Genomic DNA, 20,943 nt, shown 5'->3' on the forward strand with positions numbered 1-20,943 from the left:
GATGGTAGTGTGGGGTTTCCCCATGTGAGAGTAGGTCATCGTCAAGATTAAATTCCGAAACCCCATTTGCGAAAGCAGATGGGGTTTTGTTTTGGGCGGGCGGAAAGTGCGAAGAGGTCCACGACAAATTTGCACAGTTATTTCTGAACCAGACCACTAGAATAGGCACCTAACCTTTTTTAGAGCCAGAGCCCTACTATGCCCGATCCGGTTGATGCCCTTGAGGTGTCGGATTTACCACTGGACGATCTAGTGGCATGCCATGAGTGTGACTTGCTGATGCGCAAACCCGTGCTCGCCCTCGGCGAAAAAGCGCAATGTCCGCGCTGCGGCTACGAGCTGTACGCTCATCGCCACAATGTCGTCGAACGTAGCCTCGCGCTGGTTCTCGCGGCGCTGTTGCTGTACATCCCCGCGAACTTTCTTCCCATCATGAAGCTCAATCTACTCGGGCAGTCCTCAGAGGACACCGTCTGGAGTGGCGTAGTTGGCTTGTTCGATACCGGCATGCAGGGCGTCGCAGCTGTAGTGTTTCTATGCAGCATGGGCATTCCCTTGCTCAAGTTGCTTTGCCAATTGGCGGTGCTGCTCAGTATTCGTTGGAAAATCGGGCGTAGTTACGGCCTGCTGCTGTACCGCATCTACCACCACATGAAAGATTGGGGAATGTTGGAGGTCTACCTGATGGGCGTACTGGTAGCTATCGTAAAACTTGCCGACATGGCCTCCATCACGATTGGCCTGGGTTTGGTCTGCTTCGTCAGTCTATTAATGGTTCAGGTTCTGCTTGAGGTGGTGATGTCGCCGCATCAGATCTGGCAAGCACTGTCAGGGGAAGATGATCATGCGGGCGATTGATGCGGGCATTCTGATCTGTACCGAATGCCACGAGTTAAACAAGCAGCAAGCAGATACCGATGAGCAAATTTGCACGCGTTGCGGTGCGCTGATCCATGCCCGCCGTCCCAACAGCCTTACCCGCACCTGGGCATTGCTGATCACTGCCGCAATTCTATATATCCCCGCCAACCTGCTGCCAATCATGACCATCAACTCATTGGGCCAGGGAGACCCCAGCACCATTATGGCTGGCGTGATCCAACTGGTGCAGCACGGTATGTTTCCCATCGCCGCCGTGGTATTTATCGCCAGTATTCTGGTGCCGACATTCAAGCTAGTTGGCATTGGCCTGCTACTGTTCTCGGTGCAGCGTCACCAGCCGCTCTCTGCACAACAACGCATTGTGATGTACCGCTTTATCGAATTCATTGGGCGCTGGTCCATGTTGGATATCTTCGTGATCGCCATCCTGGTGGCGGTCGTAAACTTTGGACGGCTTGCCAGCGTCGAGGCCAACCTCGGCGCAGCGGCGTTCGCCAGTGTGGTGATCTTGACGATGCTTGCCGCTGTAACTTTTGATCCCCGACTGATTTGGGATAACACGGAGTCGGACGACGACCATGAGTGAATTGCCTAAAGCTAAAACCCGCCCAGCCTCCAACTGGTCGGCTATTTGGGTGTTGCCCCTGATTGCTCTGATCATCGGCGGCTGGCTGGGATGGCGTGCCTATTCCCAACAAGGCATCGAGATCCAAGTGCGCTTCGAAAGTGGCGAAGGCATTCAGGTCAACAAGACTGAAGTGGTCTACAAGGGCATGCCCGTGGGCAAGGTCAAAGCCTTGGCTTTGGATGACGAGGGCAACAATCGCGGGGTGATCGCCACCATCGAGATGAACAAGGACGTCGATCAATACCTCAAGACCAACACGCGCTTCTGGCTGGTCAAACCCAGCGTCAGCCTCGCCGGCATCACCGGCTTGGAAACCCTGGTCTCGGGTAACTACATCGCCGCCAGCCCTGGCGATGGTGAGCCCACGCGTAAATTCAAAGCGCTCTCTGAAGAGCCCCCGTTATCCGACGCCAAGCCCGGTCTGCACTTGACCATCAAGGCTGATCGTCTCGGCTCGCTGAACCGTGGCAGCCCAGTCTTCTACAAGCAAATCCAAGTCGGCCAGGTCAAAAGCTACCTGTTGTCCGAAGATCAAAGTACCGTTGAAATCAAGGTCTACATCGAGCCGACTTACGCCAACCTGGTGCGCAAACACACGCGTTTCTGGAACGCCAGCGGCATCAGCATCGACGCTAACCTTTCCGGTGTGAAAGTGCGCAGCGAGTCTCTTTCCAGCATCGTCGCGGGTGGTATCGCCTTCGCCACGCCGGAGAACCGCAAAGACAGCCCCCCGACCGACCCAAGCCTGCCTTTCCGTCTGTATGAAGACTTCGACGCCGCCGCTGCTGGCATCAGGGTGAAGGTCAAGCTCACCGACTTCGAAGGCCTGCAGGCTGGGCGTACGCCGGTGATGTACAAAGGCATCCAGGTGGGTAGTCTGAAAACCCTGAAGATCGACCCGGACCTCTCCAGCGCCAATGCCGAGTTGACTCTCGATCCGTTGGCCGAAGATTACCTGGTGCAGGACACCCAATTCTGGGTTGTGAAACCGTCCATCTCCCTGGCAGGCATCACCGGTCTGGAAGCGTTGGTAAAAGGTAACTACATCGCCATCCGCCCTGGCGATAAGGGCAGCGCCCCGCAGCGCGAATACGTTGCCCGCGCCAAAGCGCCGCCACTGGACCTGCGTTCACCGGGCCTGCACATGGTGCTGTTCACCGATAACCTCGGCTCCCTGGATGTTGGCAGCCCGATCCTCTACAAGCAGGTCAAGGTCGGTTCGGTGCAGAGCTACCAGTTCTCGCGCAAGAACAAGCAACTGGTGATTGGCGTTCACATCGAGAAGGAATACGAAAACCTGGTCAATGGCTCCACGCGCTTTTGGAATGCCAGCGGCGTCACCCTGACCGGCGGCCTCACCGGCGGCATCCAGGTCAAGAGTGAATCTCTGGCCAGCCTGATGGCCGGTGGCATCGCCTTCGAAACCCCCCAGCCAAACGTGCCGCTGAAAAAACGTATTCCGCGTTTCCGTTTGTTCGCTGACCGTGAAGCCGCCAATCAGCATGGCACGCTGGTGACCATCAAGGTCGACCGCGCCGACGGCCTGCGCCCAGGCACTGCCGTACGTTTCAAAGGCCTTGATGTCGGCAAGATCGAGAGTGTCGACCTGAGTGCCGATATGCAGTCGGTGCTCCTCAGCGCCCGCATCACTCAGGTGGCAGACCGCATCGCGCGTGCGGGTAGCCAGTTCTGGGTGGTCAAGCCGGAACTGGGCCTGATGAAAACCTCCAACCTGGAAACCCTGGTCACTGGCCAATACATCGAAGTGCAACCAGCGGTAAAAAGCTCCGGTCCGCAAAAGAGCTTTGTCGCCTTGGACCAGCCGCCTGAAGCTGTCCGACGAGAAGACGGTTTGAGCCTCACGCTCAGCGCCGCACGTCGTGGCTCGTTGAAGGAAGGTGTCCCCGTTACCTACCGCGAAGTTACCGTGGGCAAAGTCACTGGCTACGAATTGGGCCAAACCGCTGACCGTGTGCTGATCCATATCCTGATCGAGCCCAAGTACGCATCGCTGGTGCGCGGTGGCAGTCGTTTCTGGAATACCAGTGGCTTCGGTCTCGACTTCGGCCTCTTCAAAGGCGCCACCGTGCGCACCGAATCCCTTGAGACGCTGGTTTCCGGCGGTATCGCCTTCGCCACGCCTGACGGCGAGCGCATGGGCAACGCTGCACGGCCGCAGCAAACCTTTCCGCTGTTCGACAAGGTTGAGGATGAATGGCTGACCTGGGCGCCTAAAATTCCGCTCGGCAAGTAGGTCCGATAGCGCCCTCAAAAGCACTGCAAAAACCTGTCCTAAAAAAAGGCCGCGATCCATAAGATCGCGGCCTTTTTGCATTTCAGCGCAACACGTCAGACCTCATCCAACTCCGGCTCATCCGCCTGCGCATTCACCGTCGCCTTCACTGCATCATGGCGACGAATGTACTTCCAGTCCGCCTCATCGATGTAGATCCCGTTCGGCCCGCTGCCGCCTTCCAGGTCGATTGCCACCTGGGCAGACACCTGCGGCTTCACACTGGCCAGGATCGGCACGAAGCCCAGCTGCAAGCTGGTTTCCAGCAATGCGGCCTGGTTCTTTTCATCGATGTCCGCTGCTTCATCAAGGTAATACGGCAAGCGCACACGCCCGGCCTGGTCGCGGTCCATCAAGTGCAGCAACAAATACATGTTGGTCAGCGCCTTGATGGTCATGGTGGTGCCGTTGGATGCTGCACCGTCGATGTCGGTGTGAATCACCGGCTGCCCATGCACCTTGGTGATCTCGAAAGCCAGCTCGAACAGATCCTTGAGGCCCAGTTGGTTATGGTTAGCCGCCACCAGGCGTGCGAGGTATTCCTTGGCCTCTTCGTTCTTGTTGTCTTGCTCGGCGCTCTGGCTGAGGTCGAAGACCGACAAGGTTTCACCTTCCTCGTACTGACCCGCGCTGTGGATGATCTGGTCGATATGCTTGAGGGCTTCCTTATTCGGCGCCAGCACGATACGGAAGCTTTGCAGGTTGGACACCTGGCGCTTGTTGATCTCGCGGTTGAACAGCGCCAGTTGGTGCTCAAGGCTGTCGTAGTCGCTACGGATGTTACGCAAGGTCCGCGCGATATCAGTGACCGCCGCACGGCGGGCCTTGCCGAGGGTCAGCGCCTCATCGGTGCGGTGCGCATAGGCATTGATCAACAGTTGCAGGCGACGCTCGACATCATCCTCGCTGTCGAACTTGGCGACGCCCTTGAGACGCACCTGCGCATACAGCGCCTCGATTTGGCCATCAGCGCGCAGCAGACCTTGCCAGCTGTCCTGATAGTCGTTGAGCAATGGCAACAGGTTGTCCATGGAGTCGTCGACCGGATCCATGAACGGCGTACCGAACGGCAAGTCCGCCGGCAGCAACTGACGACGGCGTAAGGCGTCATCAAGCGTACGCTGTTTGGCTTCCATATCACCGATCTGCCGACCGACCAGTTGGAGCTTGGCCGACAGTTGCTGAACGCGCTCGGTAAATGCATCACTGGACCGCTTCAATTCGTCCTGAGCGGCTTCCATCTGCGCCAGGTTTTCCAGCTTCTCGCCTTCTTCGGCGCTCAGGGTTTGCGCACGGCGGAAATCTTCCAAGGCCTTTTGCGCGTCCAGCACTTGCTGGTACAGCGCCTCGGTTTGGGTCTTGCTCGCCGCGCGGTCGGAAGTTACAGCCTGCTGCGTCTTGAGCTGCTTGAGTTCTTTTTCCAGGCGCTCTTTCTGGTCGCGCAATGCGGCGCGATCTGCCAGGGCCTGCAACGCCGGTGGTTCGATGTGCGAGATGTCGATGGACAGCCCCGGCACTTCGAAACGCTCGCCCTTGAAGCCATCGAGGATCTGCTCCAGGGATTTGACCCACTGGCCGTCCTCATCCAGCGTGATGCCGTGTTCACCCAACGGGAGGCTGAACAACGAACTGTTGAACAGACGCATCAGACGCTCGACATCCTGCTGTGAGAATTCTTCCCGCAGCTTGGCGTAGCTGTTGTTGTCTGCGTGATCAAGCTGCTGCTTGACCGACTTCAAACGCTTTTCCAGATCCCGCAGACGCTCGTCCAAATCCTCGGCGCTGAACTGGCGTGACTGCGCCAAAGCGCCCGCCAGTTCATCGTGAGCATCCTTGGCCGCCAGCAGTTGTTGCTCCAGGACCTTCACGTCATCCACCAGGGCAAAGCGATGCTTGAGCACCGACAGCTCGCCCAACCAACGCTGGATGCCGCTGATCTCACGCTCCAGGCGCATCAGCTCTTGGGTGCCGCCACGCTGGTCGTTCTGCAGTGCGTCCTGCTCGTTGCGATAGTGTTCGGCCTGGATCGTCAGCTCTTCCTTACGTGCACTGGCGTAGTCCGACCAGGTGCCCAGCAACGAATCGAGCAAGGGCGACAGGCGATGCAGTTTGCCGCGCAATGTGTCGCGCTGCCGAACGCCATTGGCCAGTGCCTCGACCAACGGGCCCGCTGCGACCAGGGAGTTGTAATCCTGTTCCATACGTCGCACATCGCGGAAGGCTTCTTCGCACGCGGCGATGTAGTCCACACTGCCGGAACGCAGGCTGTGTTCGAAGGCATCGAGGAACAATTGCTTGAGCTTGGCCGCCGTGATTTCGCGCATATGCAGCAAGTTGATAAACAGCGCGCGGAAGGTCTTCAGACTCTGTTCGCTGGTGGAACGCAGCGGGATCAGCGTCAGGTCCAGGGGGATCGACGTGTGGCCGCCCACCAGCAAACGGCGCAGTTCATCCGGCTTGAGTTCGTAGGCTTTCAGACCCTCGCGCTCAAGGTTGGTAAACAGTTCTTTCTGACGCAGGCACGTGTCGTTCTTTTGGTAGTGAGCCAGGTCCAGCTTGCCCGCATAAGCGAAGAACTGGTGACCGAAACCGCCACCCGGGCCGCGTCCTACCACACCGATCACGTGCGGACCGTGGGGCAGGGACACTTCCACCAGGATGTAGCTGGTGTCGGTTGCAAAGTAGAAACGGCGCGATTGCTCCAACGTGTACTTGCCGAAACTCATGTCCGACATGCGCGCTAGGATCGGGAACTGCAATGCGTTGATCGATGCGGATTTACCCAGGTTGTTCGCGCCATACACCGATAGCGGCTCTTCCAGGGGGAACAAACCGAGGCTGTAACCGGCGGTGTTCAATAGGGCGAAGCGGCGGATGCCGTAGCGTTCCTTGCTCATGCGTCGGTCTCCTGTTCTTCGGCAATGGCACGGGCCAGTGCGTCTTCTTCGCTTTCTTCTGCGAAGTCGCTTAGGTCCAGCGGATCATCGGTTTTCAGCAGTTTTTCATCGCTGTCTTCGTCGATGATCACTGGCGCTGGCAATGGCAATACGCTGTGCACGCTGGCGGCGAGGTCACGGTCTTGTTGCACCGACAGGCACACGTCGAGGAAACGGTGCATCGGCGGCAGGAAGCGATAGATGCCGTTGTCTTCGCTGGCAAAACCCAACTGCGTCATGCGGCGCATGATTTTTTCTTCGAGTTCTTCCTGGGTCTGCACTTCGGCCTGGATAAACAGGTCGCGGTATTTTTCCAGCAGCGACGGCAGCTCATCCCGTCCAAGGCTGCCGCCGTCGAGCACGGCGATCGGATCGCGGCCCTGATCGGCCAAGTGCTCGACGATGATGAAGGTGAACAGCGCCAGGCGCTGCGCTGTCTTGTTGACTTGCGCGCTGGCGATCGCGGAGTCCGGCACGAAGTAGTAGAAGCCTCGTGTATCGCAGACCAGCTCAAAACCCAGCGCCCGGAACAGCGTGCGGTACTGGTCCTGGAAGTTTGACAGTTGCGCGTACAGCTCCGGGTCGCGGCGGCTGACGTGGTAACCCTTGAACAGCTCGCGAAAGATCGGCGCCAGCTGGGACAGTTCGGATAGATCAAGATGCATAAGGGGTGCTCGCAGAATTCTCGGCGGAGTCGGTGCTGGCCGGGAGCAGGGCGAAGGAGCGCAGGCTGACCTGGTGCTCGTGTGTGTGGTAATCGCGGCGTTCCAGGCGTTCGCGCTTGAAGCGTTTTTCCCGCGAGAGCCGCGAGAACCAGTACAGCAATTCGTCGGTGGCGCCGTCCGGTTCCTGCTCCAGCAGCCAGTTCATCAGGTCCGGCATCGGCAGAGCATCTTCGCAACGCTCCAGCATTTCCTTGACCGTACGCGGCGCGCGTTGGGCTTCGCCCTTGTGGGATTTGTGCGCCTTGGGGAATCGCGCCGGTTTCGGCTCGAAATTCGCCAGGGCGTACACATAGGCCTCGACCTGGCTGGCACTGCCCAGGAAGGTGCTTTGCGGCCGGGTGAACATGGGCATCGCCGCCTGCGGCACAGCGTCCAGGCCTTTACGGCGGATGGCCGATAATGCCAGCGCGGCGCCACGGGTCACGGCGTTGTGCCGGCGTGCTTCCTCTCGTAGTGGCAACAGCAGCTCCCGCGCATGACGCAAGGTCAGTTGGGCACTGGTCTGCATTTCGAGGATGCGCGCGTGGGTGCGCAGCAGCATGTCGTCGTCCACCAGGTGGCCAAGGCGCTGCTGCTCGGTGAGCATGCGCAGCAGCACATTCTCGACCTTGCGCACGCCCTGCTCGAAGGCGCCGTCGGCATTCACCAACTGGATCATCGGTTCGACATATTCGTCCCAGGTCGCCAGGACTTCGGCGTAACGCTGGCGCAACGGGATCTGTCGGTCGCTGGTCTTGGCACGGTCGGCCACGGCCGCGAGGGCTTGTTCGTCGTTGGCGAGTTTTTTCAGCACATCCCGCACGCGCATATCCAGCAGGCGCAGTTGGCGGGCCAGGTCGTGACCATCGCGGATGTCGAAGGCGTCCTGGATATAACCGGCCAGGCGCTCAAGATGGCGCAGGTAAGCTTCGATTTCCAGGCACAGGCCAAGCCGGTGCTCCTTGCGAAGATACGCCAGGAAGTCGTGGATCTGCGCGTTGAGCTCGAAACGGTTCGGGCTCTTGGCGACAGGCACCAGGATATCCAGGCGAATCCACACGTCCAGCAGGCTAGTGATGTCCTGGGGCGTGCTGTCCAGTTGTTGGGCGGCCAGTTGTGCGCGCAGCTCGCTCAGGCTCAGGGTGCCTTGGTCGAAGTGTTCGCACAGTGGCTCAAGTAAGGCCCAGTGTTCGGCGAGGGCGCGCAGGACGCGCTTGGGTTCGATCATGGGAATGGCCGGCTGGTTGGCGATTAAAAGTCGCGATTGTACTGCATCAGGCGTGGGATTTATCCACAGCCGGTCAGTGCGCAGTGGGCGATTGTTACCGAACAGCGGTAGAATCCCCGCTCTTTACTTATCCACAAGTGGCCGAGCTGTGCTTATCGAGTCCCGACGTCGCGCTTACTTGACCGCCATGCAGGTGGTCAACTGGCTGCCCCGCACCGAACTGCCGTTTGCCGCGCCGTCGCGGCCCGAGTTGCTGCAGGCGCTTGAGCCTTATGACGCGTTCGAGACCTCTGGCGAGGAGGCCGCTGCACCGGTGGCAGTCGTCAAGCCAGAGCCGCAGGCGCGCCCGGCGGTCGAACGCACCAAGGTCGAAGTGCCACGTCCGTCGCCGGTGGCCAAGCCCGTGGTCGCCGAAGCAGAAGCCCCGGTGGTCAAGGCCCCGGTAGTGCCGCCGCCGCGCTTTGCCCTGCAATTGCTGCGGGCCGGGCGCTGTCTGTTGTTGGTGGAGTTGCCCACCGGTGAACGCTTCCAGACGCGCGACCCCGCCTACATGCTGCTCAAAGACATGCTGCGCGCTGCGGGTCTGCCTGACAGCCCGCAAATCGTCGGGGACCCGGTACGCTGGCCGCTGTTGGTACGCGGCACTATGGACCAAGGCCCTGAAGCGGCGCGGGACTTTGTGCAAGGCTTTGTCTCGGCGCGCCTGGAAGACGAACCCTGTGTCTGCCTGTGGCTGATCGGCCTCCCCGCCGTGCGGTTTGCCGGCGAGGCGAATGCCGAGTCCTGGTACCGCGAACTGCAGGTCGAGGGCCTGGGTTCTGTATGGGCCCTGCCGGGCCTGGAATTATTAATGGAAGAGCCACAGCGTAAGGCTGATGTCTGGCAAGCCATGCGCCGGCTGATGGCGCGCTGGAAAACAACCGATGAGTGAGGCTTTATCCTTCCGCCCGATGACCGAGGCTGACCTCGATGCCGTGCTGAAAATCGAATACGCGGCGTTCAGCCACCCCTGGACTCGCGGGATCTTTCTCGATGGGCTGGGCAAGTACCAAATCTGGCTGATGTTCGAAGGCGAGCAGCAAGTGGGCCACGGCGTAGTGCAGATCATCCTTGATGAGGCGCATTTGCTGAACATCACTGTCAAGCCGGAAAACCAGGGCCGTGGCCTGGGTTTGGCGTTGCTGGAGCACCTGATGTCCCGCGCTTATGCTGCCAAGGCGCGCGAATGCTTCCTGGAAGTGCGCGACAGCAATACCGGCGCTTTCCGCCTGTATGAGCGTTATGGCTTCAACGAAATTGGGCGTCGCCGGGACTACTACCCGGCTGTCGGCGGGCGCGAAGATGCGGTCGTCATGGCCTGCACCTTGGTCGATTAAACACGCGATCCAATGTGGGAGGGGACAAGTCGAATCGTCTTACCGCCCCTCCCACATTTGGATTTGCGCAGTGTCAGCGGTTTCCGTCTACCGGGTCCAGATCAGCCAGCTCCGCTTCATCCAGGCCATTGCCGCCGCCAATTTCATCTTCATCCACAATGCTCAGGTCAAAATCTGCCGGGTTGTCTTCACCCGCCTCCCGGGCATCCCGTGCGCCATCTTCATGGATCAGGGTTTCCGGGCTCATATCGTCATCGGTCGGCTCGTGGTCATCCGTCGAAGCGCCAGTCAGACCGGCTTCACGTACCCGTTCGTCGCGCATCAGGTGTTCGCGTTCGCGGGGCGGGATTTCATCGCCGATTTCCGCCGTCGGCGCCTCCTCGTCAAAATCCAGCTCGCGCATCGAGCCCATGCGATCTTCGTTGTCGTCAATCGGTTCGGGCTGTGTAGCGCCGTAGGGACGTCGTGATTCAGTCATGGCCAATCCTCATACTGTGGGGCTTATAGTGTGTGGACAGGCACGGCTCGCCAAAGATTCAAGCTAATTTGCGCATCGCGTGACCTAGACGAAAGGTCGTCAGTCACAAAACTGCGCATCATTCCTGAGGCTTTCCCTGATGAACGAACTACAAGACCTGCTTGATAACAATGAACGCTGGGCGGACGCGATCAAACAGGAAGATCCCGAATTCTTCGCCAAGCTCGCCCGCCAGCAAACCCCGGAATACCTGTGGATCGGCTGCTCCGACGCCCGCGTACCGGCCAACGAGATCGTCGGCATGCTGCCGGGTGATCTGTTCGTGCACCGCAACGTGGCCAACGTGGTGTTGCACACCGACCTCAACTGCCTGTCGGTGATCCAGTACGCAGTCGACGTGCTCAAGGTCAAACACATCCTTGTTACCGGCCACTACGGCTGTGGCGGTGTGCGTGCTTCGATGCAGGATCGCCAGTTCGGCCTGATCGACGGTTGGCTGCGCACCATTCGCGACTTGTATTACGAAAACCGCGATGTGCTGGCCCAATTGCCGACCGAAGAGGAACGCGTCGATCGCATGTGCGAGCTGAACGTGATTCAGCAGGTGGCCAACGTAGGCCACACCAGCATTGTGCAAAACGCCTGGCACCGGGGGCAAAGCCTGTCGATCCATGGTTGCATCTACGGCATCAAGGATGGCCGCTGGAAGAGTTTGAACACCACCATCAGTGGCTTCGAGCAACTACCGCCGCAATATCGCTTGCGGCCGTTGGGCGAAGCCTAAGGTCGTTTGCGCATTCGCCACTGCGCCATGAACGCTTGGCCTTCGGCGTTCAATGGCTCCTGGCTGCCAGTGATCCAGCCCCGGCAGTTCAGTTCGCCGCATTGGCAAGCGAACTGCCGGAACAGCACGTCCTCAGTGCTGGCGTAGTCCAGGGTTAGCCAGGCGCCGGCGGCGATAGGTTGCACGGTCCAGAGTTCCAGGTACGTGGTGTCGAAGAATACATTCGGATTGCAGGAGTGCCGCAACAGGCCGCAGAACCAGCAATCGTACAAGTGGATGCGCGGTGATAGCTGCAGCGTATGCGGGCGTCTCTCGCCCACGGCATAGCCGGAGACATGAGCAATGCGTATGCGGCTGTCAAAGGCTGTGCGCGCCTTGACCCCGCCTTCCATGTCATTTGCGGTGCTTACGACTTTGAAATGCTCGGACGAGGGGTAGCCTTGCTCAATTCGCAGCGTCTTGAACGGATATAAGCATTCAGTCACAGCAGTTCTAGCCTTGTCCATGGCCTGAGTTTTCATAACTCTCCTTGGTTAGGCTGCATCGACCTGCGGGTGGTGTCTGACTACCAGTCTTGCAGCGGATGGGCGCGGCTAAACATTCGCTTAAGTTGGATCCGATTTCTACTGTCAAATCTGACAGTAGAAATCGGATCTTTTTTTGTGGGATTTACAACGCAGGTTCCGCATTGAAGGGAGCTGGGGCGGCGTTCCTCAATTGTTTCAACTGAGTTTTTATTGCTGGCGTTGCACACTTGGCATTGGCTTGCTCCTGGCTCAGTTTGCGCACCGAGGTGTAGAACAATTCACAGGTCTGTTCTTTGCGCGTGACCTGCCAGGTATTCATGCAGGCCTTAAGCAGCACATTCGGATCGCTCGCCGGTTTCTGGCCCATCCCGGCCTGCCAGCAGGCGGCGCTAAGATCCTGGCCCATCACCTTCAAGCCCGCCTCGTCGGCCTTTTGCTCATCGCCGTCATAAGACTCGGGGTCGGCTGCATACCAGATGTAGCTGGGATGGTTGGAACCCAGTACTGAAACGCTTTTGCCCTCGGCCGGGCTTATCTGCGCCAGCCCGAGCACATTCACGGTTTGTCCGTATTGCTGCTTGATCCAACTACGCACCGGTGCCCCGAACGCCACCATCGGCAACGAGCCGTCGGGCTGGAGGCTCAGTTCCTTGACCATACGGGTCTGATAATCGGTGAAGTAGCTGTAGACGCCCTCCAGCTCTTTGCCCGCCGTGGACGGTGCGGCGATGGGGGCGATGTCGATCATGGTCTGGTAGGCCGGGGTTTCGGCGGCCGGCACCCCGTTGTCGGTGAGCAAGTCGGCCCAGCGATCCGTGGTTTTCGATTCCAGGTAATCCTGTGCCTGAGTGAGTGAGTAGTCCGGCGGGAAGTGCATCAACTCGATGCTTTTGCGGTTTTCCAACGCCATGCCCAACGGCAGGAACAGGTACCAGTTAAATGCCCATTTACCGTCGCTGTTGAGCTTGCTGGCGCCTTGGTAGGCGAGGTCGGCGGTATTGAGCAGTGCCGTCAGGGGCTGGCCATAACTGTCAGGTACGCCGCTGAAGGTCGCGGCCACCAGGCCATCATGGACTTTGACACTGACCTTGGCCCGGCTGTAGCCGTCGCGCTGCACGCTCTGGTTCAGGTAGTGCTCGACGGTCTGCTCCAGCGTCCAAGGCCGAAAGCAGATGACGTTGCAGTTGTTGGGGTAAGCGAACAACTGGGTGACACGCTGCGTGCTGCCCAGCGGTACTTCGATATCGGCTTGAACGACCGCACTGGCCATCAGTGCGGCCAGGGTCAAATACAGCCTGGTCGATGTAAGCATAGTTGGTTCCTTGTCAGCGAAAGCCCGTCTGCGCGGGATGAAAGCCCACCTCCTCACAGTAGCGGCTGACCAGGAAAACCGCGTGCTAAATCGCCGGGCGTGTCGCTATTGGATAAGCGTCCTACACGTTGAACTGCAACGCGTTGCTCAAATCGCCCATGGGCTTCTGACCACGGGCGATCATTGCATCATCGCGCTGTTTGAGACCGTCCAGCGTCTCCAGTTGGAAGACTCGGGTGATCAATCGCAGGATTGATGCGGTGTCGTATACCGTGTGGTCCACCGTGCCTTTACGTGCGAACGGCGATACCACCAGCGCCGGAACCCGCGTGCCAGGGCCCCAGCGATCACCCTTAGGTGGTGCGACGTGGTCCCACCAGCCGCCGTTTTCATCGACGGTGACGACCACCACCATGTTTTTCCACTGTGGACTTTCCTGCAGGACCTTCAAGGCGCGGGCAATATGGCGATCGCCCGAGGCCACGTCGGCGTAACCAGCGTGCATGTTCAGGTTGCCCTGGGGTTTATAGAACGTCACCGCCGGCAGCTTGCCGGCCTGGGCATCGGCGAAAAACTTGTTGGTGCTGGACTCATCGCCCAATCCCCCATCGCGCAGGCGCTTGTCGCGCTCGGCACGGTTCTCGGGGCCCTGTTTTTTGAAGTAGTTGAACGGCTGGTGGTGGTATTGGAAGTTCGGGATTTTCGGAATACCTCCCGAATCCTTGAACTGATCCAGCGTCGCTTGCCAGGCTCCGGCGTACCAAGCCCAGTCGACGTTTTTTTTCGACAGCTTGTCGCCGATGTGCTCGTGGGTCTGTGGCACCAGCACGTTGGGCAGGTCGGGCTTGGAATAGTCCGGATTCTGCGGGTCGCGAATCCAGGTCGGCCAGTAGGGCGGGGCCAAGGTATTGACTGCGTAACCGTCCGGCGTCAGCGCGCTGGGGCCGAATTGCGGTGGACCGGTCATGGCGCTTGCTGGAGATTTTTCCAGCGGTTTGAGGCGCGTGTCGGTGGGGTCATCGCTTTGCAGCGTGGCGATCTGCGCCTTGGCCACCGACGCTGCTGCGTTCGGATACACCGGCGCCGTAGCGCTGATCAGGTATTGATGGTTAAGGAATGAACCGCCGAATGCGCCCTGGAAGAAGTTATCGCAGAGCACAAACTCCTTGGCCACGTCCCACAGGCGCAGGGAATAGCGGCTTTGGGCGTAACGGCCCATCACCAGCCCGCCGGAGTCCGCCCAGGCAACGAAGCCATCGTTCTTGCCGCCGTTAATCTGCATCTGGTTCTGGTAAAACACATGCCACAAGTCGCGGGTGACTAGGCTCAAGGGCAGGTCCTCGCCACTCGGGCCCTTGAGGTCGAAAGGGGCGTTGGGCAGGTTTTCCTGGAATTGCACTTCGCTGGGGTAGGTCACCCCGTCCACGGTTTGCGGGCCGACTTGCAGCACTCCGCCCCAGGCCGGTGGCAGGGTGGTCAACAGGCTGCCGTCGCGGTCGCGTTGCTGAGTATCGGTCGCGGAAAGCGCGGAGAGCGGTTTCTCGACACCTGGGAAATCCGCAAACAGATTGTTGAAACTGCGGTTCTCGGCATAGATCACTACCACGGTTTTCACTTGGTCGTGCAAGGCCTTGTCCAGCTCTTGAGGTGTGAGCGGTCGCGCTACCGGTTTTCCGGGCGCTTCGCTGGTGTTGCCGCAGGCACTCAAGGTCGCACCCACCCCCAACACCGCCGCACCACCCAGGAAACGCCGGCGGCTGCTGTCTACAGATGGTTGGGGGATGGAATCAGGGGAAGGGCGGTCTTCGTGCTCGTCACTCATTGCGGGAGTCCTTGCTGGCGAGTTGTTGCAAGATATTTCGCAGGACGGTAGCAACGCAATATGACGGAACGAAGACAGGCGCTTAAAGCAGCCGCAGCGCCAACTGGCTGCCGGCACGCAAGTACTCTACTTGGGCTGTTATCGCATCTTTTACGATGGCCTCGCCCGTGTCGGTCAGTTTGTCTTTCTTGGCGTCGATGACGCTGGTCTGCAGCAACTGCATGGCCACATCGATGGCTTTCTGGAAGGCCGTCACGTTGTTGTGCAGCCCGAACTCCCTGATAACAGCGTCCATGCGCCGGTCGGCCTCGTCGCGCAGGGTCTTGTACTCGACGAACGATACGTTGTCGTCTTGGTAAATTTCGTTGAGCAGCGTTTCCAGGGTCTTGGATAGAGGGGGCATCGGATATTCCTTGGTCTAGTGTGAGGATTTATCCGGGTCAGGTTAATCAAGGGCGCGGGCAGGAGGAGTCAGGGGTTGTCGCCGCATGGCGTGGGACAACCCCTATGCGTTTCATCAGAAACGTCGTGACCTACGGCATCACTGGCGGCAAATACTTCAACGTTGTCCCCAATGCCCACAGCAAAAACAACACCAGCGGTGTGTGCACCAGCAACTGCACAAACGAAAAACCGATCAGATCCCGTGCCTTCAGCCCCAACACACCCAGCAGCGGCAACATATAGAACGGGTTGATCAAATTCGGCAGCGCTTCGGCTGCGTTGTAGATCTGCACCGCCCAGCCCAGGTGGTATTGCAGGTCATTGGCCACCTGCATCACGTACGGTGCTTCGATGATCCACTTGCCGCCACCCGACGGGATAAAGAAGCCCAGCACCGCCGAGTACACGCCCATCAGCAGCGCATAGGTGTCGTGGGACGCGATGGAGGTGAAGAAGGTCGAGATATGGTGCGCCAGGGTCTGGCCGTCGCCGCCTTTAACCACCGTCATCAGGGCCGCAATCGAGCCGTACAGCGGAAATTGAATCAGCACCCCAGTGGTGGTCGGCACTGCGCGCGCCACGGCATCCAGGAAGCTTCGCGGGCGCCAGTGCAGCAGGGCGCCGGCCATGATGAACAGGAAGTTGTAGGTGTTGAGTCCCGAGATGGCGCTGATCGCCGGTTTGGTCGAAAACTCATGGAACAGCCAACCGGCCGCCAGCAGTGCCAGCAAGATGGTCAGCAGCGGGCTGTGTTCCAGCCATTCGCCAGGCCGGGTCGGTGCTTGCGGCTTGGGCAGGTTGAAGGCTGGGTCGACGCCGCAGGCCTTGGCGTCACGGGCACTGTTCGGGCCGGGCGCGGTGGCATAGGCGATGATCAGCGACACCACGATCAGCGCCAATAACAGCACGCCGGATTGCCACAGGAAGATGGTTTCGGTAAACGGGATCATCCCGGTGATCGACAGAATCGACGGCGGCAAGCTGGCCGGGTTGGCCTGCAATTGAGCGGCCGACGACGACAAGCCCAGTGCCCACACCGCGCCCAGGCCCAGATAGGCCGCAGCACCCGCGGCGCGGTAATCCATGCGCAGATCCGTACGCCGCGCCAGTGCCCGTACCAGCAAGCCGCCGAACACGAGGGACAGGCCCCAGTTGAGCAACGACGCGACCATGGAAATCAACGCCACCCAGGCCACGGCCGAACGGCCGTTCTTGGGGATGCGCGCCAGGCGGTCAATCAGTTTCACTGCCGGCGGCGAACTAGCGACCACGTAACCGCCGATCACTACGAAGGCCATCTGCATGGTGAACGGGATCAGGCTCCAGAACCCATCGCCAAACGCCTTGGCGGCCTCGGTGGGCGCAGCGCCCATGCCCAGGGTCGCCACAGCGACGATGATCACCGCGAGGGCTGCAAATACCCAGGAGTCAGGGAACCAGCGTTCGGCGAAGTTGGAGCAGCGCAGGGCAAATCGGGCATAGCGGCTTTCTTCGATAGCATCGGCCACGGGTCATACCTCTTGTATTTATTATGAGGGCGGCAGTTTTCGCGCATGTTCCTCCACGGCCATTGATATGGGAATGCAGTTATCTTCATCGATCCATGAGGAAAACAAATATATCTGCGGCGATTGCCATCCTTCGGCTCACCTCATAACCTGCACGCCATTTTGTTTGTCTGCCGAGCCTCTACATGACTGCCACCTTTTCCTCACAGGCGCAGCGTTTTTCCCGCTCCGACTACAAAACCCTGGGCCTGGCCGCCTTGGGCGGTGCCTTGGAAATCTACGATTTCATTATTTTCGTGTTTTTTGCGCTGACCCTCAGCCAACTGTTTTTCCCCCCGGAAATGCCCGAGTGGCTGCGCCTGCTGCAAAGCTTCGGCATCTTCGTCACCGGCTACCTGGCGCGCCCGTTGGGCGGGATCCTGATGGCGCATTTTGCTGACCACTTGGGGCGTAAGCGCGTGTTCAGCCTAAGCATCCTGATGATGGCGCTGCCGTGCCTGCTGATCGGGATTATGCCGACCTACGCGCAAATCGGTTATTTCGCCCCGCTGATCCTGCTGGCGCTGCGCGTGCTGCAAGGCGCGGCGGTGGGCGGTGAAGTGCCCAGTGCCTGGACCTTCGTCGCCGAGCACGCACCGCGCAATCACCGTGGGTATGCGTTGGGCTTCCTGCAAGCTGGCCTGACCTTCGGTTACCTGCTCGGTGCCTTGACGGCCACGCTGCTGGCGCAAGTCTTCACCCCGGCCGAAATCCTCGATTACGCCTGGCGTTTCCCGTTCCTGCTCGGCGGTGTGTTCGGCGTGATCGGCGTATGGCTGCGCCGCTGGCTCAGCGAAACCCCGGTGTTCCTCGAAATGCAGGCCCGCCGCCAAGCCGCTGCCGAACTGCCCCTGCGCACCGTACTGCGCGACCACCGCGCCGTATTGTTGCCGGCGATGATCCTCACTTGTGTGCTCACCTCTGCGGTGGTGGTCCTTGTCGTCATCACCCCGACCATGATGCAAAAAACCTTCGGTATGAGCCCCAGCCACACCTTCGCCCTGAGCGCCTTGGGCATCGTGTTCCTGAACATCGGCTGCGTCCTCGCCGGCCTGCTGGTGGACCGCATCGGCGCCTGGCGCGCGGTGCTGGTTTACAGCCTGTTGCTGCCAATGGGCATCGCGGTGTTGTACGCCAGCCTGATCAATGGCGGCGTGTGGCTGGGTGCGGCGTACGCCTTGGCGGGCTTGAGCTGCGGCGTGGTGGGCGCGGTGCCGTCGGTGATGGTCGGGCTGTTTCCGGCGCAGGTGCGGGTGTCGGGGATTTCCTTTACCTACAACATTGCCTATGCGCTGTGGGCGAGCACCACACCGCTGATGCTGATCGCGTTAATGCTTACCAGCCCATGGATTTGCGTGGGGTATTGCGTGGTGATGGGGGCAGTGGGGGTGGCGAGTGTGGCGCTGTTTGGCAAGCGTCACACGTTAGCTGCGTGAAGATCAGCTAGGAACGTGCCCGAGCACTGATCAACCTGGTCACTGAAACGGTCGTTTGCAGCGTCAACGAAAAAGCCCGCCCCAGAGCCCTTGCTGTCGATTTTGTAATCTTTGCTCCACCGACCTGATAAGTCGCGAGCGCTACATTGCCAGCGCTTGGACTTCATGGCCGTGGAACTCTCGTTATGGCAATTTCCGTTAAAAAACTGATGGGGGCGACAGTGTTGTGGTTGGCTGCAAACGCGGCCCTGGCGCAACCCCTGACCCTCGATAGCGCCCTGCAAAACGCCTTCGCCAACAACCCGGACCTGGCCGCTGCGCAGTGGGAAATTGATATCGCTGCGGGCGGTCGCCAACAGGCTGGGCTGATCCCCAATCCGGTCGCTTCCTGGGACGCCGAAGACACTCGCCGCGACTCACGCACCACCACCATCAAGCTCAGCCAGACTCTGGAACTGGGCGGCAAGCGCGGTGCACGCATCGATGTCGCTTCCCGTACTCAGGACGCCGCCGCGCTGACCCTGGAACAGCGCCGCAACAGCCTGCGCACTGACGTGATCGACAGCTATTACGCGGCCCTTCGCGCCCAGGAGCGGCTCGATCTGGCGCAACGCTCCCTGGCCTTGGCCGAGCGTGGTCTGGTGGTCGCCAATGGTCGCGTCACCGCAGGCAAGTCGTCTCCGGTGGAAGCCACGCGCGCACAAGTGCAGTTGTCGGAAATCCGCCTGGAATTCAACCGCGCACAGATCGGCCTTACCGACGCCTATCGTCGCCTGGCCGCCAGCACGGGCAGCGCCAGCGCCGACTTCGCGTCCGTCGCCCCGCCAAGTCAATCCACACCCGCGTTGCCGCCCGCTGCGCAATTGCTGGTGCGCCTTGAGCAAACCACCGAGCTGCGCCTGGCCGAACTGCAGATCCTGCAGAACGAGGCCAATGTGGGCCTGGAGAAAGCCCAGCGGATTCCCGACCTCGATGTGTCCATCGGCAGCCAATACGACGCCAGCGTGCGCGAGCGCGTGAACCTGGTGGGGGTGTCGATGCCGATCCCGCTGTTCAACCGCAACCAGGGCAACGTGCTTGCCGCCACCCGCCGCGCTGATCAGGCCCGCGACCTGCGCAATGCCGCCGAACTTCGCCTGCGCACCGAAACCCGCCAGGCCCTCGACCTGTGGCAAGCCGCCAATAACGAGGTGCGCGCGTTCAACCAACAGATCCTGCCCGCCGCCCAAAGCGCGGTAGACGCCGCCACCCGTGGCTTCGAGATGGGCAAGTTCAACTTCCTCGACGTGCTCGACGCCCAGCGCACCCTGATTGCGGCACGCACCCAATACCTGACGGCCACCTCCCAGGCCACCGACGCCTGGCTGCGCATCGAGCGGATTTACGGCGACCTCGCCCGGTTCTGATTTTTTCTGGAGTCCCCTATGAATAGAAAACACGGCGTGGCGCTTGCCGTCGCCTTGGGCCTGATGCTGTCGAGCCTGGCAAATGCCGAGGAAGAAGAAGGCGCACTCGAACTCACCGCGCAGCAAATCGAGGCTGCCGGCATTCAACTTGCCCAGGCCCAACCCAGGCCGATCAGTACTTTGCTGACGCTACCGGGAGAAGTGCGGTTTGACGAAGACCGCACCTCGCACATCGTCCCGCGTGCTGCCGGAGTTGTGGAGTCGGTGAAGGTCAATCTCGGTCAATCAGTGAAGGCGGGCGAGTTGCTGGCGGTGATCGCCAGCCAACAGATTTCTGACCAGCGCAGCGAGCTGGCTGCCAGCGAGCGCCGGGTGGAACTGGCGCGTACGACCTTCCAGCGTGAGGGCCAGTTATGGCAGGACAAGATCTCCGCCGAGCAGGATTACCTGCTGGCGCGCCAGGCCCTGCAAGAGGCCGAAATCGCGCTGAACAATGCCCGCCAGAAGATGACTGCCCTCAGCGGCAGTGCGGTGTTGGTCGGCGGCAATCGGTATGAGCTGCGTGCGCCGTTCGCCGGTGTGGTGGTTGAAAAACACCTCGGTGTTGGCGAGGTCGTGAGCGAAACCAGTAACGCCTTTACCCTCTCGGACTTGTCCCAGGTGTGGGTCACCTTCGGCGTGTTTCCCAAGGACTTGAACAAGGTTCGCATCGGCAAACCGGTGACCGTCAGTTCCACGGAAATGGGTACCCACGTGCGCGGCACCGTGGCCTACGTCGGCAATCTACTCGGCGAGCAAACGCGCACCGCCACCGTGCGCGTGAGCGTGCCCAACCCTGACGATGCCTGGCGCCCTGGGCTGTTTGTCACGGTGCAACTGGCCACGGACACCGCCCAGGCTAAGGTCACCGTACCGCAGGAAGCGATCCAGACCGTCGAGGACAAACCCTCGGTGTTCGTGCGCACCCCGGACGGTTTTATCACTCGCCATCTTGAACTGGGCGTCAGTGAAAACGGCTACGTCGAAGTGCGCCAGGGGCTGGACGCCGGCGAGCAGGTGGCCACGGTCGGCAGCTTCATCCTCAAGTCCGAACTGGGCAAAGGCTCGGCCGAGCACGCCCATTGATCCTGCGAGTGATTC

General features: G+C 60.1%; 18 protein-coding genes. 9 read left to right on the forward strand and 9 right to left on the reverse strand.

The genetic code is table 11. From position 1 onward, the window contains the following. The first annotated feature begins 198 nt into the window (after positions 1–198). Genes ACEN2T_RS06770 through ACEN2T_RS06780 form a run of 3 tightly spaced genes read left to right on the forward strand, consistent with a single transcriptional unit; the run spans position 199 to position 3,764 of the window. On the forward strand, positions 199–858 hold the full coding sequence (locus ACEN2T_RS06770; RefSeq protein WP_032886028.1) for a paraquat-inducible protein A: 660 nt from the start codon (positions 199–201) through the stop codon (positions 856–858). Beyond that, entirely contained in the window at positions 845–1,468 is a 624-nt protein-coding gene (locus ACEN2T_RS06775) for a paraquat-inducible protein A (RefSeq protein ID WP_032886029.1), read from the forward strand. Before ACEN2T_RS06770 ends, ACEN2T_RS06775 begins: the two co-directional genes overlap by 14 nt. Then, positions 1,461–3,764 carry a PqiB family protein gene (locus ACEN2T_RS06780; RefSeq protein WP_095183739.1) on the forward strand — a complete coding sequence of 768 codons (2,304 nt, stop codon included), beginning with the start codon at positions 1,461–1,463 and terminating at the stop codon, positions 3,762–3,764. The genes ACEN2T_RS06775 and ACEN2T_RS06780 overlap by 8 nt, the downstream gene beginning before the upstream one ends. A gap of 95 nt (positions 3,765–3,859) precedes the next feature. Here the strand turns inward: ACEN2T_RS06780 and mksF are convergent, their stop codons facing one another. Genes mksF through mksB form a run of 3 tightly spaced genes read right to left on the reverse strand, consistent with a single transcriptional unit; the run spans position 3,860 to position 8,671 of the window. Then, positions 3,860–6,700: an Mks condensin complex protein MksF gene (gene mksF, locus ACEN2T_RS06785; protein ID WP_032886031.1), complete on the reverse strand. Its 2,841-nt coding sequence runs from the start codon at positions 6,698–6,700 to the stop codon at positions 3,860–3,862. Further along, entirely contained in the window at positions 6,697–7,404 is a 708-nt protein-coding gene (mksE, locus tag ACEN2T_RS06790) for an Mks condensin complex protein MksE (protein ID WP_032886032.1), read from the reverse strand. The genes mksF and mksE overlap by 4 nt, the downstream gene beginning before the upstream one ends. Further along, positions 7,394–8,671: an Mks condensin complex protein MksB gene (gene mksB / locus ACEN2T_RS06795; protein ID WP_032886033.1), complete on the reverse strand. Its 1,278-nt coding sequence runs from the start codon at positions 8,669–8,671 to the stop codon at positions 7,394–7,396. The genes mksE and mksB overlap by 11 nt, the downstream gene beginning before the upstream one ends. A 187-nt stretch (positions 8,672–8,858) precedes the next feature. Between mksB and ACEN2T_RS06800 the strand changes: the two genes are divergently transcribed. Next, positions 8,859–9,602, forward strand: a complete 744-nt coding sequence (locus ACEN2T_RS06800) for an energy transducer TonB (protein ID WP_442116563.1) — start codon at positions 8,859–8,861, stop codon at positions 9,600–9,602. Next, positions 9,595–10,047, forward strand: a complete 453-nt coding sequence (rimI, locus tag ACEN2T_RS06805; protein ID WP_032886035.1) for a ribosomal protein S18-alanine N-acetyltransferase — start codon at positions 9,595–9,597, stop codon at positions 10,045–10,047. Before ACEN2T_RS06800 ends, rimI begins: the two co-directional genes overlap by 8 nt. 73 nt (positions 10,048–10,120) lie before the next feature. Here the strand turns inward: rimI and ACEN2T_RS06810 are convergent, their stop codons facing one another. Further along, positions 10,121–10,525 carry a serine kinase/phosphatase gene (locus ACEN2T_RS06810; RefSeq protein WP_442116482.1) on the reverse strand — a complete coding sequence of 135 codons (405 nt, stop codon included), beginning with the start codon at positions 10,523–10,525 and terminating at the stop codon, positions 10,121–10,123. Between the two features lie 139 nt (positions 10,526–10,664). On the opposite strand from ACEN2T_RS06810, the gene can reads away from it, so the two are divergent. Continuing rightward, positions 10,665–11,309: a carbonate dehydratase gene (gene can, locus ACEN2T_RS06815; RefSeq protein ID WP_003188288.1), complete on the forward strand. Its 645-nt coding sequence runs from the start codon at positions 10,665–10,667 to the stop codon at positions 11,307–11,309. On the opposite strand, the gene ACEN2T_RS06820 is transcribed toward can, so the two are convergent. The 5 genes from ACEN2T_RS06820 to ACEN2T_RS06840 all read right to left on the reverse strand — a co-directional run bounded on the left by ACEN2T_RS06820 (position 11,306) and on the right by ACEN2T_RS06840 (position 16,922). Further along, complete coding sequence (locus ACEN2T_RS06820; RefSeq protein ID WP_095183741.1) at positions 11,306–11,830, reverse strand: SET domain-containing protein-lysine N-methyltransferase; 525 nt, start codon at positions 11,828–11,830, stop codon at positions 11,306–11,308. The genes can and ACEN2T_RS06820 overlap by 4 nt on opposite strands. 148 nt (positions 11,831–11,978) lie before the next feature. Beyond that, a complete protein-coding gene (locus tag ACEN2T_RS06825) occupies positions 11,979–13,148 on the reverse strand; it encodes a hypothetical protein (protein ID WP_442116483.1) in 1,170 nt (389 codons plus the stop codon). 121 nt (positions 13,149–13,269) lie between these two features. Further along, on the reverse strand, positions 13,270–14,970 hold the full coding sequence (gene acpA / locus ACEN2T_RS06830; RefSeq protein WP_122680426.1) for an acid phosphatase: 1,701 nt from the start codon (positions 14,968–14,970) through the stop codon (positions 13,270–13,272). Between the two features lie 82 nt (positions 14,971–15,052). Next, positions 15,053–15,373: a hypothetical protein gene (locus tag ACEN2T_RS06835; protein WP_339484612.1), complete on the reverse strand. Its 321-nt coding sequence runs from the start codon at positions 15,371–15,373 to the stop codon at positions 15,053–15,055. Positions 15,374–15,503: 130 nt separating this feature from the next. Then, positions 15,504–16,922, reverse strand: a complete 1,419-nt coding sequence (locus ACEN2T_RS06840) for a short-chain fatty acid transporter (RefSeq protein WP_032886043.1) — start codon at positions 16,920–16,922, stop codon at positions 15,504–15,506. Positions 16,923–17,107: 185 nt separating this feature from the next. Here ACEN2T_RS06840 and ACEN2T_RS06845 point away from each other — a divergent pair, with 185 nt between their 5' ends. From ACEN2T_RS06845 to ACEN2T_RS06855, 3 genes are all read left to right on the forward strand, one after another. Beyond that, positions 17,108–18,397, forward strand: coding sequence for an MFS transporter (locus ACEN2T_RS06845; RefSeq protein ID WP_442116484.1), 1,290 nt, complete (start codon positions 17,108–17,110; stop codon positions 18,395–18,397). 185 nt (positions 18,398–18,582) lie between these two features. Further along, a complete protein-coding gene (locus tag ACEN2T_RS06850) occupies positions 18,583–19,803 on the forward strand; it encodes a TolC family protein (protein WP_442116485.1) in 1,221 nt (406 codons plus the stop codon). Between the two features lie 18 nt (positions 19,804–19,821). Continuing rightward, a complete protein-coding gene (locus ACEN2T_RS06855) occupies positions 19,822–20,928 on the forward strand; it encodes an efflux RND transporter periplasmic adaptor subunit (protein ID WP_442116486.1) in 1,107 nt (368 codons plus the stop codon). Positions 20,929–20,943: the final 15 nt, after the last annotated feature.

The sequence above is a fragment of the Pseudomonas sp. W22_MBD1_FP4 genome (genome assembly GCF_052113765.1).
Lineage (GTDB): Bacteria > Pseudomonadota > Gammaproteobacteria > Pseudomonadales > Pseudomonadaceae > Aquipseudomonas > Aquipseudomonas sivasensis.

What these genes read in the sequence shown, in the direction of transcription:
- ACEN2T_RS06770 (WP_032886028.1), top strand. Translation starts at nt 199, where the DNA reads ATGCCCGATCCGGTTGATGCCCTTGAGGTGTCGGATTTACCACTGGAC.
- ACEN2T_RS06775 (WP_032886029.1), top strand. Translation starts at nt 845, where the DNA reads ATGCGGGCGATTGATGCGGGCATTCTGATCTGTACCGAATGCCACGAG.
- ACEN2T_RS06780 (WP_095183739.1), top strand. Translation starts at nt 1,461, where the DNA reads ATGAGTGAATTGCCTAAAGCTAAAACCCGCCCAGCCTCCAACTGGTCG.
- mksF (WP_032886031.1), bottom strand. Translation starts at nt 6,700, where the DNA reads ATGAGCAAGGAACGCTACGGCATCCGCCGCTTCGCCCTATTGAACACC.
- mksE (WP_032886032.1), bottom strand. Translation starts at nt 7,404, where the DNA reads ATGCATCTTGATCTATCCGAACTGTCCCAGCTGGCGCCGATCTTTCGC.
- mksB (WP_032886033.1), bottom strand. Translation starts at nt 8,671, where the DNA reads ATGATCGAACCCAAGCGCGTCCTGCGCGCCCTCGCCGAACACTGGGCC.
- ACEN2T_RS06800 (WP_442116563.1), top strand. Translation starts at nt 8,859, where the DNA reads ATGCAGGTGGTCAACTGGCTGCCCCGCACCGAACTGCCGTTTGCCGCG.
- rimI (WP_032886035.1), top strand. Translation starts at nt 9,595, where the DNA reads ATGAGTGAGGCTTTATCCTTCCGCCCGATGACCGAGGCTGACCTCGAT.
- ACEN2T_RS06810 (WP_442116482.1), bottom strand. Translation starts at nt 10,525, where the DNA reads ATGACTGAATCACGACGTCCCTACGGCGCTACACAGCCCGAACCGATT.
- can (WP_003188288.1), top strand. Translation starts at nt 10,665, where the DNA reads ATGAACGAACTACAAGACCTGCTTGATAACAATGAACGCTGGGCGGAC.
- ACEN2T_RS06820 (WP_095183741.1), bottom strand. Translation starts at nt 11,830, where the DNA reads ATGAAAACTCAGGCCATGGACAAGGCTAGAACTGCTGTGACTGAATGC.
- ACEN2T_RS06825 (WP_442116483.1), bottom strand. Translation starts at nt 13,148, where the DNA reads ATGCTTACATCGACCAGGCTGTATTTGACCCTGGCCGCACTGATGGCC.
- acpA (WP_122680426.1), bottom strand. Translation starts at nt 14,970, where the DNA reads ATGAGTGACGAGCACGAAGACCGCCCTTCCCCTGATTCCATCCCCCAA.
- ACEN2T_RS06835 (WP_339484612.1), bottom strand. Translation starts at nt 15,373, where the DNA reads ATGCCCCCTCTATCCAAGACCCTGGAAACGCTGCTCAACGAAATTTAC.
- ACEN2T_RS06845 (WP_442116484.1), top strand. Translation starts at nt 17,108, where the DNA reads ATGACTGCCACCTTTTCCTCACAGGCGCAGCGTTTTTCCCGCTCCGAC.
- ACEN2T_RS06850 (WP_442116485.1), top strand. Translation starts at nt 18,583, where the DNA reads ATGGCAATTTCCGTTAAAAAACTGATGGGGGCGACAGTGTTGTGGTTG.
- ACEN2T_RS06855 (WP_442116486.1), top strand. Translation starts at nt 19,822, where the DNA reads ATGAATAGAAAACACGGCGTGGCGCTTGCCGTCGCCTTGGGCCTGATG.